Here is an 11,398-nt window from a genome sequence, read left to right as displayed (position 1 = left end):
GTTGGCGCAGTCGGTGGCGCCGCCGGTGGCGTGGGGGACGACGTGGTCGGTGTCGGCCCAGCCGACGCGCTGGCCGCAGGTGGGGAAGCGGCAGGTGCGGTCGCGGGTGTGCACGAACGCCTGCTGCGGCGCGGAGGGCTCGTAGCTGTCCGTCGCGGCCGGTCGCTCGAGCAGCGCACAGTCGCAGTCAGTGTCCGGGTGGTCGGCGCAGCCGGTGCGGGCGAGCCGACGCAACCGGTTCAGCGTGGTCGTCGCCCGCAGCGTGCCGTCGTCGTCGACCAGCGCCAGGGTGACCGAGCCGCCCTCCGGTGCCCGGACGCCGAGCGCCTCCAGTTGCTGCAGGAGTTCCCGGAGGTGGGCGGCGGTGATCGGCAGCCCGTTCACCGCCCCGGCCTCGCTGCTGCGGCCGGCCAGCGCACTGAGAGTGGCGATGACCTGCAGGTGCGCGGTGACCGGCGGCCGGTCGGTCTCCCAGGGGCGCTGCAGCAGGTCGGCGAACACCAGGGTGCGCAGCTGCCCGATCGGCCGCTGGTCCCCGTCGGCCTTCAGCATCCGCGCCAGCTCGTCCACAACCGCAAAGCTGGCCGCGGCGACATCTGCCGGGAGGTCGGCGGCGAGGGTGGCCATGCCGTCGAACGGGCAGTCGTACAGCCGCACGTCGGCGTGCCGCTCGGCCTGCCTCCGGCGGCCGTCGATGGCCTGGGCGTCGGCGTCGAGCAGCACCGCCAGCGCGCGGTCCTTGAGCTTGCGCACCGTCAGGGACATGGCCTCCGGCAGCAGCCGGGCCTCGATCGTCCGGGCGGTGGCCGCGTCGGTGTGCTCCAGCACGTCGACCAGCGCCCTGGCGCGCGCCTCGTCCAGCCGCCCGGCGGCCAGCGCCGCCCAGGTCCCGGGCAGTCTCTCCCGGTAGGTCCACGCTCGGTGCGCCAGCTGCGCGGCGGCCAGCCGCCCGCAGTTGAGGACCATCGCGAGCTCGGCGGGGAAGAACTCCGACACCCCGGGCAGCTCGGCATCCGGCTTCCACGACCGGGAGCGGGTGCCCGGGGTGCCGAGTGCCGGGTCGTCGTCATCGGGGGAGTCGTCGGCCAGGCCCAGGACCAGCTCGGCCTCGTAGGCGGCGGTCATCGCCTTGAGCGCGGCCACCCGCTGCAGCTCGGCGGCCTTCTGCTCCCGGGACAGCAGCGCCACCGGCAGCCGGGGGATCGACACCGGCTGCTCCAGCAGCCAGCCGGCGAGCGCGCGCTCCACCGGCGAGACGTACTCGGCGACCTCCTCCACACCCCGCACGCTACGGCCGGGGTACGACAGTTCCCGCAGGCCAGAGGCGAGTCCTGCGCCCCTGTCCGCGGACGGCCGAGTCGGGTGCGACCGACGCACCCCGTCCGCGACGGATGGCCTCTCGACCGCCCATCGGCCCACCGGGAACCAGGACCGGACGTCCCGTCGGACGTGCTGGGCAGCCGGCCCGGCCGGTCAGACGGACGCGGGGACGGTGGCCGGGTGGGACCGCCGGTCCACCGCGACGCCGACGGCGGCGGGGATCCAGACGGTCAGCGACCGGGTGACGAGGACGGCGACACAGGCGGCGGCCGCGGGCGTCCCGATGGTGCCGAGCAGCAGGAGAAGCACCGCCTCGGGGGCGCCGGGCAGGGCGGAGGCGGGCAGCGCGATCCAGACCAGGCGGAGGACGGCGTAGCAGCCGGCGACGGCGAGCACGGGGACCCCGCCGCCGGCCGCCTGCACCGCGGCCGAGAGGACCGCGGCCTCGAGCGAGACGGCGAGGGCGACCCAGCCGAGGAGGGCCGCCTGCTGCCGCCGCGGGACCAGGCGGCGCACGGCGGTCGACGGGAGCGGCTCGGCGTTGCCGCGGCGGGCCGTCAGCTGTCCCGCGCCCACCAGCACCCAGGCGGCCAGGCCGGCGGCGGCCGCAGGGAGGACCGCGGTCGGGGACCGCCAGTCCGGGATCGAGCCGTCGACGGCGGCGAGCGCGACGACCGCCCCCGCCGCCACGGCCGCCCCGGCCAGGCCGGCGACCGCGGTCCGCACCGTCGCCGCGTGCGCGGTCGCCGGCAGCAGCCCGGCCCGCTCCAGCAGCCGGGCGCGCGCCAGGCGCTCGCCGTCGCGGCCGTGCACCAGGCCCACGTTCCGGGCGACCAGCGTGACGACGAGCGCCCGGCCCACCGACACCCGCCGGTCGGCGGCCCGGGCGACGGCGGCCGCGCGGGCCAGGGCCGCGGCGGCGGCCAGCAGCCCGGCTCCGCCCAGCCACCGCCACCCCTGCGCCCCGACGCTGTCGACGGCGGCGCCGACCCCCGCGACCACCACGGGTCCGGCGAAGGCAACCGCGCAGCCGAGGGTCACGAGCACCCGCGCCACGGGCCCGGCGGGCGGGAACACCGGGCGGTCGGGGTCGGGCAGGTCCAGCCGGGCGTGCAGGGCGGCCCGCAGCGCGGCCAGGCGGGACGGCTCGGCGCGCAGCCGCTCCCGCGTCTCGGACGACAGCGCCAGCGGCGTCAGCGACGGCAGCGCCGCCGCGACGGCCGGCTCCCCGAGGACGTCGACCGCCGCGGCCACCAGCGCGACCGGGTCGCACGGGGCCCCGGGTGCGGCGGCCAGCGAGGCCAGCAGCTCGGCGACGTCGACGGCCTCCTCGTCGTCGGTGGCGCCGGTCCGGGCGTTGCCGAAGTCGACCAGCCACGGCCGGCCCGCCGGGTCGACCAGCACGCTGGCGGCCACGAGGTCCCGGTGCGCCACGTTCGCGGCGTGCATCCGGGCGACCTCGCTCCACACCTGGTGCAGCAGCCCGGGGGTCCGCTCCGCCGGGTCCAGCTCGTCGAGCGGTCGGCCCTCGACGTACTCCTGCACGACGACGGCGTCCCCGGACCCGCCGCGGGCCAGCAGCACCGACGGCACCCGCACCCCGCGCCGCTCGACGGTCAGGGCGGCCACCGCCTCGTGCTCGGCCTGGTGCCCCAGCGGGGCCAGCGCGTCGGCGTCCTTCACGTCCCCGACGGCGAACACCCGCCACATCCGGTGCAGCCGGTCGCGCTCGTGCCGGTCGGGCTCCAGGTACTTCACGTACAGCCGCCGGCCGCGGTCGTCGACCGCCGTGAACGGCTGGGAGCTGCGTGCCCGCACCGCGGCCGGCGCCACCCCGGTGACCGGCAGCCCGAAGCGCCGCAGCACGGCCTCGACCCGGCCGGGCGGGACCTCCCGCGACGGCACCCCGAACACCCAGTGCACCAGCGAGCCGATCGCCCAGCCCAGCGCCACGCCCCCGACGACGTCGAGGGGCAGGTGGGCGCCCACGTACACGCGGGCGAGCGCGACCGACCACGCCAGCGCCCACGCCACCCGGCGTCCCCGCCGGGTCAGGTACGGGGCGGCGGCGGCGGCGAGGGCGGCGGCGACCGCCGAGTGGCCGGAGACGAAGCCTGCCCCGCCCACGGTGCCCTCGTGCAGGACCGCGCCGACCGGCAGGCCCGCGGGCCGTTCCCGGCCGACCAGCGACTTCACCAGGTCGGCGGCCAGGTAGGCCGCGAACCCGGAGAGGAGGAGGTCCCGCGCCGCGCGGAGGCGGCGGCACAGGACGGCGACCAGCGCGAGCGCCGGGACGGCGAGCACGTTGCCCAGCTGCATGACCACCCAGACCGCCGGCATGATGCCGGCCGGCAGGTCGTTGAACAGCCGGAACAGGTCCCGCTCGAGGGCGGACAGCTGCCCCCGCCGGGCGATCAGCACCCCCGTGCCCAGGACGACGAGCCCCAGGGCCACGCGCACCAGGTCGGTCGTCAGGCGCTGCGGACGTCCCCGTCCCCAGCCGGAGGGACCGGCCCCGCGGCCCAGCTGCCCCGCGGGGACGGTCCGGGTGGTCACGGCCACAGTCCAGCGCCCCGCCCCCGCCCACGGGCAGGGTCCTCCGGCCCTGCCCGTGGGCGCCACCTGCGGGGCGCTGCCCACCGGCAGGCGGACACGCCTCGGCCGGCACTGCCGGTGCGGTCAGGACCAGGGGGCGTCGAGCGGGTCGACGGCCTCGTCGACCGGGCGGCGCCGGGTCGCCGGGACCGGGTCGGCGCTGACCGGCGCCCAGCCCAGCCGCACGAGAGCCTGGGGCGTCCCCGGCGCGTCGGGGGAGACGCCGGCGCACAGCGCGGCCAGCCGGGCCCGGACGTGCGGGACCTCGAGCGGCCGGCCGACCGGGTCGGTGGCCAGGCCGACGGCGGTCGCGGTCAGGAGCACCGCGCTGAGCGCCTCGCCCGCCCGCAGCCGGTCGGCGGGCCCGTCGCCGGCGGTGGTGAGGACGGCGAGGACGCTCCCTCCGGACCCGTCACCGGCGAGCCGGAGCGCGCCGCCGGCGAGGTCCCGCACCGGGACGCCGTCCACCGAGCCGCGGGACCGCCCGCTCCAGGCGGCCTCCTCGACCAGGCGCACCACCTCCCGCCGGGCGCGGGCGGCGAGGACGGTGAGCCGCGCCGTCTCCCCGGCCGCGGCGCGCACCAGGTCGGCGAGCAGCTCCGCCGGGACGGGCCAGGGGGAGTAGACGCGCGGGTCGCTGCGGCGGTGCTCGACGGCCTGCGCCAGGGCGAGGTCGTCCGGGGCCGGCTCGGCGGGGGACACGTCGACGGCGGCGAGGTGTGCGGGGTGCGCGGGGTCGGGCAGCCGGTGGACGCACGGGGCCAGGCCGGCGGCATGCAGGGCCACCCGGAGGTGGTGGAGCGCGGCACCGCAGCCGATCAGCAGGTCCCGGCTCCCGGGGTCGGTCGCCGGCAGCCGCCGGGACGGGTCGGCGGACAGGTGGACCGACGTGCGCCCGATCCGCCAGCGCCAGGGCCGGGTGTCGTGCGGCGACGGCGCGCGGTCGGCCAGCGCGACGGCCGCGCGGGCGGTGGCGCGGTCGAGCAGGGACGACGTCACGGCTCCTCCGGGGTGGCGCGGCCGGCCCGGACCCGGAGGGAGGCGTCGTCCACGGCCCGACGCTCGCGCCCCGGCCGGACGGCGGTGAGGGCCGGACGTCCCCGGTCGGCGGGCCGGAGGTCGCCGGCGGCCGGAGGGCCGGCGGGACGGGACCTCCGACCCCGCGCCCCGGGTGGCCGGCAGGCCCTAACCTCGGACGGCGACCGCGGGACGGGAGGGCTCCGGTGGACACGGACACGCAGCAGGCGCCGATCGGGGTCTTCCTCCTCGACGACCACGAGGTGGTGCGCCGCGGCGTCGCCGACGTCCTGGAGAGCGACCCCGGCATCCGGGTCGTGGGGGAGGCGAAGAACGCCTCCGAGGCCCTGGCCCGCGTGCCCGCGCTCCGGCCCGACGTCGCGGTGCTGGACGTCCGGCTGCCCGACGGCGACGGCGTCTCGGTCTGCCGCGAGCTCCGCAGCCGGATGCCGGAGCTGCGGGTGATCATGCTGACCAGCTACAGCGACGACGAGGCCCTGTTCGAGGCGATCATGGCCGGCGCCTCGGGCTACCTGCTCAAGCAGATCCTCGGCGCCGACCTGGTCAGCGCGGTGCGCACGGTGGCCGCCGGCGGCTCGCTGCTGGACCCCGCGGCCACCACCGCGGTGCTCGAGCGGATGCGGCGCGCCGCGGAGCCGGCCGGGCCGCTGGCCCGGCTCAGCGAGCAGGAGCGCACGGTGCTCGAGCTCATCGGCGAGGGGCTCACCAACCGGCAGATCGGCGAGCGGATGTTCCTCGCCGAGAAGACGGTGAAGAACTACGTGTCCCACCTGCTGGCCAAGCTGGGCCTGGAGCGGCGCACCCAGGCCGCGGTCCTGGCGACCCAGCTGCGCGGCGGGACGCCCCGCCAGGGCTGACCGGCCGGGCCGGCGGCCGGTCGGGACGGCGGCGCCCGCCACCGCGGGCCGGTCAGGACAGCGGTGCCCACCACCGCAGCCGGGTCCCGCCGTCCGGGACCGCCGCGACCTCGAGGCCGCCGCCGCGGCCGGTCGCCCGCTGCTCCAGGTTGCGCAGCCCGCTGCGCGCGGCCCGCGCGTCGATGCCCCGGCCGTCGTCGACCACCTCGAGCACCAGCTCGTCGCCGACGTCGAGGGTGACGGTCACGTGCCGGGCGCCGGAGTGGCGGGCCGCGTTGCTCACCGCCTCCCGGACGACGGCCACCACGTCGGTGGCCAGCCCGCCGGTGACGAGCGTGTCGACCGCGCCGGAGGTGCGCACGGTGGACTCCAGGTCGCCGGCGGTGCCGGCCACCGTGTCCAGCACCTGCCGGCGCACCCCGCCGTCGGGCTGGTCGACGGTGTGCAGGTCGAAGATGCTCGTGCGGATGTCGCGGACGGTGTCGTCGAGCTGGCGGACGACGTCGCGGATCCGGCCCTGCACCTGCGGGTCGGCGACCCGCGGGAGGACCGACTGCAGGCTCAGCCCGGCGGCGAACACCCGCTGGATGACGTGGTCGTGCAGGTCGCGGGCGATGCGGTCGCGGTCCTCGTAGACGTCGAGCTGGCGGGCGAGGCGCTGCCGGGCGGCGAGGTCGAGGGCGACCGCGGCCTGGTCGGCGAACGAGCCGACCAGCGCCGGCAGCGCGCCGTCGAACGCCGGCGACCCCGCGCGGCGGGCCGCGATCACGACCGCGGACTCCGCCTCCGTGCCGCGCAGCGGGACGCCCAGGCAGGGACCCCACTCCACGTGCGCGTTGGGCCCGTCGTAGGCCAGCCCGGTCATGTCGAGGGTGACGACCTCGCCGGCGCCGTCGCCCATGGCCTGCAGCACCGGGCTGTCGGCCACGTCCACCCAGGTCCCGGTGATGTCCCGCAGCCCGTCGCCGACCTGGACCCGGACCTCGTAGCGGCCCGCGGCGTCGGGGCCGGCCATGATCCACGCCGCCGCGGCGCCGGTCAGCTCGCGGACCCGCTCGGCGACGAGGGCGAGCGCCCGCTCGCCGGAGCCGGTGTCGAGCAGGCTGGCCCGGACGTCGGAGAGCGCGGTCGCCCACCGGCGACGCTCCTCGGCCTCCTCGTAGAGCCGGGCGTTGTCGACGGCGACGCCCGCGGCGCCGGCGAGAGCGGTGAGCACCGCCTCGTCCTCGGGGGTGAACTCCCCCTGCCGCTTCTCGGTCATGTAGAGGTTGCCGAACACCGTGCCGCGCACGAGCACCGGCACCCCGAGGAAGCTGTGCATCTCCGGGTGGCCCGGGGGGAAGCCGACCGAGGCCGGGTGCTTGCTCAGGTCGGCGATCCGCAACGGGTACGGCTCGGTGATCAGCTGCCCGAGCACGCCCTTGCCCTCGGGCAGCGAGCCCAGCGCGGCGGCGGTCGCCTCGTCGACGCCGACGTGGATGAACGCCGCCAGCCCGCCCTCCGGAGCGAGCACGCCCAGCGCTCCGTACCGGGCGTCGACCAGGTCGCAGGCGCTCTCCACGATGCGCCGCAGGGTGGTCTCCAGGTCCAGGCCGGAGGAGACCGACAGGAACGCGTCGAGCAGGTTCTGGATGCGTTCCTGGCTGCGGGCGACCGCGGTCAGCCGGTCCTGCACCTCGTCGACCAGCTCGGTGAGCCGCATCCCGGCCAGGGCCGACCCGCCCGCGGGCCCGGGCCCGCGCGCTGACACCGGACCGGTCATGTCGGCACCCCTCACCGAGGCCTGACCTCGCCGGCCCAGACTGGCACGGGACCCCGGCCGGTGGTAGGCACCCGGCGGTCCCGCCCGTCCCGCCCCGGCGGGGTCACACGGCGTCGTCCGGGGTCACACGGTGCTGTCCGGGGTCACCCCGCCCTCCCCGGGACCGGGGCCACCGGGGGCGTGGTCCGCCAGCCGCGCAGGACCCCGATGGTCAGGAGCACGAACCGGTGGCCGTCCCCGACCAGCAGCGGCCGGGGCCAGTCCCGGGCGCGGAGGGCGGCCGCGGTGGCGGCGTCGGTGACGGTCCGCGCCGGGCCCACGACGGTCACCGACCACTCGGTGTCGCCGTCGCAGCCGTCCACGCCGAGCACGACGACGGCGCCCCCCGCCGGCGGCAGGTGGTCGCTGTCCGGGGCCGCGGGGATGACCACGCGGTCCCCGTCGAGCGCGTAGCGGACCGGTGCGATCGCCGGCAGGGCGTCCCGGGTGAAGGCGAGGTGCCCGTGGGTGCCCCTGCCCAGCAGGGAGCGGCACTCCCCGTCGTCGAGGGAGGTGCGGATGGTCCCCGTACCGGTCACGTGCGTTCCCCGTTCGGCGTGCCGCGGGGGTGGCGCGGCCCCCACGTGCGCCCCTGCGGGCGCCGACTCCCCAGGTTGCCCTGCCGGAGGCGGGACCGCACCGGGGCGACGGTCCTGGACGGAGGGGCCGGGAGGCCCGGGTCGGCGGCCCGGACGGCCCTCCCGCCGGCCCGGTGCGGCGGCCGCGGCGGGTCAGGCACCGGACAGCCGCTGCGACGCCACGGCCGGACGGCCCGCGGCGACCGCGCCGGCGATCTCACCGGCCCACGACCGGACGGCGTCCCGGTCCCGGAAGTCGCCGACCGGGGCACGCATCGCGGTGACCACCGCACGGCCGCCGGAGCCGAGCAGGGCCCGGTCGAGCCGGCCGGGCAGGACCCGGTGGCCGCGCGGGGCGAGCAGCGCGGCCGGCGCGGCGGCGTCCTGCGGGTCCTCCGGCGGGTACGGCGGATCGCCGATCGGCCCGCTGGAGAACAGCCACACCGGCCGCCGGCGGAGCACCCCCGCGCACCGCACGGCCAGGTCCTGGGCCGGGGGGAGCCATCGGCCGGCGTGGACGGCGCTGCCCAGCACGACCGCGTCCCAGGCGGCGGGGTCGGGCCGCGACCCGGCCGGCAGCGCCGCCGCGGAGAGGCCCACCGAGCGCCCGGCCGGGGACCCGCCCACGTCGCGGGCCAGGGCCTCGGCGATCTCCCGGGTCGACCCGTGCCGGCTGGCGTGGGCGACCAGGACCCGGGGCCGGCTCACCGTGGTCCTCCCCGCCGGCCGCCGGCGGCGGGGACCACCGCGGGCACGTCGCGCGTCATGACGTCCCTGGTCTGCACGGCTCCTCCTCGCGGTCGGTGTGCCGGACGCTAGGGAGTCCGCGCACCCGGCCCCAGGGTCGGCGGCCGCCGTGCGGAGGGACGGAGGTCCCGGGACCCCGGGTCCCTCGCCCCGGGCCGGGCGGCGGCCGCGCGGCGCATCGTCGGGGCGCCCGCCCGGGGCGTCCCCGGGCCCGACGTGAGGACCGCCGATGGACGCGACCCCCCAGCAGCCCGGCGCCGTCGCGCCTGCCGTCGGCCCCGTCGTCGTCGGGGTGGACGGCTCGGTCCCGGCCCGCGCCGCCCTGCACGCGGCCCTCCGTGCCGCCGCGGAGCGCGCCGCCGGACTCCTGGTGGTCAGCAGCTTCGCGTCCGACCTGTACTGGCTCGGCGGCGCGGGCGTCGTGGTGCCGCTGGTCGACGACGTCCGCGGCGCCACCCGGCGGCTGACCGAGGAGCTGGTGGCGTCGGTCCGCGAGGAGGTCCCGGAGGCGGACGGCGTCCCCGTCGACGTCGACGTCACACCCGAGTCACCCGCGGCCGCCCTGGTGAGCCGGTCGGCCGACGCGCAGCTCGTCGTCGTCGGCAACCGCGGACGGGGAGCGGTGCGCAGCGCCCTGCTCGGCTCGGTCGCCCTGCACACGGTCACCCACGCCCGCTGTCCGGTGCTGGTGGTGCACCCGCGGACCGACGAGCCGGCCGCCCCGCCGCGGGTGGTCGCCGGCTTCGACGGCTCCGCCACGGCGCACGCGGCCCTCGCCGCGGCGGTCGAGGAGGCCGCGCGGACGGGTGCGGAGCTCCACGTGCTGGCCACCTACGTCCTCACCGACTACTGGGTGGACCTGTCCTCGGTCGTCGTGCCCTCGCGGGACGAGGTCCGCGGCGACCTGCGCCGGCGGGTGGACGAGGCCGTCGACGGCGTGCTCGGCGGCCGGCCCGCGGACGCGCCGGTGCCGCGGGTCGACGTGGACGTGGTCGAGGGCGCCGCCTCCGACGTGCTGGTCGACCGGGCGCGCGACGCCGCGCTGCTGGTGGTGGGCGGCCGCGGGCGCGGGGCGGTGCGCGGGCTGCTGGTCGGGTCGGTGGCGCTGCACTGCGCGGTGCACGCCGCCTGCCCGGTCCTGGTCGTCCACCCCGCCGGCCGGCGCACCGGGGTCACCGTCGACGCGGGCGAGCCGGCGCGGGCGTGACCGGGCGCCCCGGGGGGCGGGACTCACCGCCGCTCCCCGGGGGAGGGGCCGGACCCCGCCGCGGCCGGCGCGTCCGCGCGGCGGCGGCGCCACAGCGGCTCGAGAGCCGCGACCTCCTCGGCGGTGGCGGTCCGGAACGGCGGCGCCGGCGGAGCGGCGACCGGACGCCGGCCCTGACCCCGGGTGGCCCGCAGGCTCGCGGCGACCGAGACGCCGATGATCGTGGTGATGACCGCGAGGCTGACCGCGGTCGGCACGTGGAACAGGTCCACCTTGAGCAGCATCTTGACGCCGACCCACACGAGGACCAGGGCCAGCCCGGTCTTGAGGTACACGAACCGGTGGACCAGGTCGGCGAGCAGGAAGTACATCGCGCGCAGCCCCAGCAGCGCGAAGGCGTTGGCCGTGAAGACGAGGAACGGCTCGTCGGTGACGGCGAAGATGGCCGGGATCGAGTCGACGGCGAAGACGACGTCGGTCACCTCGACGAGCACGAGCACCGCCAGCAGCGGCGTGGCCAGCAGGACGCCGTCGCGGCGGACGAGGAACCGCTGCCCGTGGTAGGCGTCGGTCATCGGCACGTACCGGCGGAACCACCGCAGCGCCCGGGACCGCTCCGGGTCCAGGTGCTCGTCGCGCTGCCGGGCCATCCGCCAGCCGGTCCAGAGCAGGAACCCGGCGAACAGGTACAGCACCCAGTCGAAGCGCTCGACCAGCACCGAGCCGCCGGCGATGAACAGCCCGCGCAGGACGAGGGCGCCGAGGACGCCGAGGAACAGCACGCGGTGCTGGTACTCCCGCGGCACCGCGAAGTAGGTGAACAGGACCGCCCAGACGAAGACGTTGTCCACCGCCAGCGACTTCTCGATCAGGTAGCCGGCGAAGTACTGCTGGCCGGGCTCGGCGCCGTGCTCCCACCACACCCAGGCGCCGAAGGCGACGCCGACCGCCACCCAGGCCGCCGACCACAGCGCGGCCTCGCGGACGCCGATGACGTGCGCCCGGCGGTGGGCGAACAGGTCGACGGCGAGCATGCCGACGATGAGGCCGAGCACGGCCGGCCAGAGCCAGAAGGGGACGTCCACGGACAGCCTCCAGTCGGTGAGCACCAACCGGAGGTCTCTCCCGGCCCGTCTGGGACCCGCTCCGCCGGACCCCTCCTCCGGGGCCGTCCTGACGGCGGCAGCGCCACGGGGATACTCCCCTCCGCGAGAACCAGTGAAGCACGGTTCACCTGTCCCCGCCACCGGACCGA

General features: G+C 78.2%; 9 protein-coding genes. 2 read left to right on the top strand and 7 right to left on the bottom strand.

Annotated features, from left to right (window positions below; all coding sequences use genetic code 11):
- From ACI8AK_RS22095 to ACI8AK_RS22085, 3 genes are all read right to left on the bottom strand, one after another.
- Window positions 1–1,278, bottom strand: a 1,278-nt coding sequence (locus ACI8AK_RS22095) for a DUF222 domain-containing protein (RefSeq protein ID WP_456958039.1), incomplete at its 3' end; no start/stop codon positions are given.
- 195 nt (window positions 1,279–1,473) lie between these two features.
- Window positions 1,474–3,876, bottom strand: coding sequence for a phosphatase PAP2 family protein (locus tag ACI8AK_RS22090; protein ID WP_456958037.1), 2,403 nt, complete (start codon window positions 3,874–3,876; stop codon window positions 1,474–1,476).
- A gap of 123 nt (window positions 3,877–3,999) precedes the next feature.
- Entirely contained in the window at window positions 4,000–4,914 is a 915-nt protein-coding gene (locus tag ACI8AK_RS22085) for a hypothetical protein (protein WP_456958035.1), read from the bottom strand.
- A 224-nt stretch (window positions 4,915–5,138) separates the two neighbouring features.
- On the opposite strand from ACI8AK_RS22085, the gene ACI8AK_RS22080 reads away from it, so the two are divergent.
- Window positions 5,139–5,810 carry a response regulator gene (locus ACI8AK_RS22080; protein WP_387994017.1) on the top strand — a complete coding sequence of 224 codons (672 nt, stop codon included), beginning with the start codon at window positions 5,139–5,141 and terminating at the stop codon, window positions 5,808–5,810.
- Window positions 5,811–5,862: 52 nt separating this feature from the next.
- Here ACI8AK_RS22080 and ACI8AK_RS22075 read toward each other — a convergent pair whose 3' ends face one another.
- The 3 genes from ACI8AK_RS22075 to ACI8AK_RS22065 form a co-directional block, all read right to left on the bottom strand.
- Complete coding sequence (locus ACI8AK_RS22075) at window positions 5,863–7,572, bottom strand: GAF domain-containing protein (protein WP_456903731.1); 1,710 nt, start codon at window positions 7,570–7,572, stop codon at window positions 5,863–5,865.
- Window positions 7,573–7,715: 143 nt separating this feature from the next.
- The gene (locus ACI8AK_RS22070; RefSeq protein WP_387994012.1) at window positions 7,716–8,150 is read right to left on the bottom strand and encodes a pyridoxamine 5'-phosphate oxidase family protein; all 435 of its coding nucleotides are present in this window, start codon (window positions 8,148–8,150) and stop codon (window positions 7,716–7,718) included.
- 192 nt (window positions 8,151–8,342) lie between these two features.
- Entirely contained in the window at window positions 8,343–8,897 is a 555-nt protein-coding gene (locus tag ACI8AK_RS22065; RefSeq protein WP_456958033.1) for a flavodoxin domain-containing protein, read from the bottom strand.
- A gap of 268 nt (window positions 8,898–9,165) precedes the next feature.
- Between ACI8AK_RS22065 and ACI8AK_RS22060 the strand changes: the two genes are divergently transcribed.
- Window positions 9,166–10,143 carry a universal stress protein gene (locus ACI8AK_RS22060; RefSeq protein ID WP_456903737.1) on the top strand — a complete coding sequence of 326 codons (978 nt, stop codon included), beginning with the start codon at window positions 9,166–9,168 and terminating at the stop codon, window positions 10,141–10,143.
- Between the two features lie 23 nt (window positions 10,144–10,166).
- Here the strand turns inward: ACI8AK_RS22060 and ACI8AK_RS22055 are convergent, their stop codons facing one another.
- On the bottom strand, window positions 10,167–11,228 hold the full coding sequence (locus ACI8AK_RS22055) for a TerC family protein (protein ID WP_456958031.1): 1,062 nt from the start codon (window positions 11,226–11,228) through the stop codon (window positions 10,167–10,169).
- Window positions 11,229–11,398: the final 170 nt, after the last annotated feature.

It is taken from the genome of Geodermatophilus sp. SYSU D00867 (assembly GCF_054050315.1).
The sequence above is the reverse complement of the archived record's forward strand: the minus strand, read 5'-3'. Positions and strand labels throughout refer to the sequence as shown.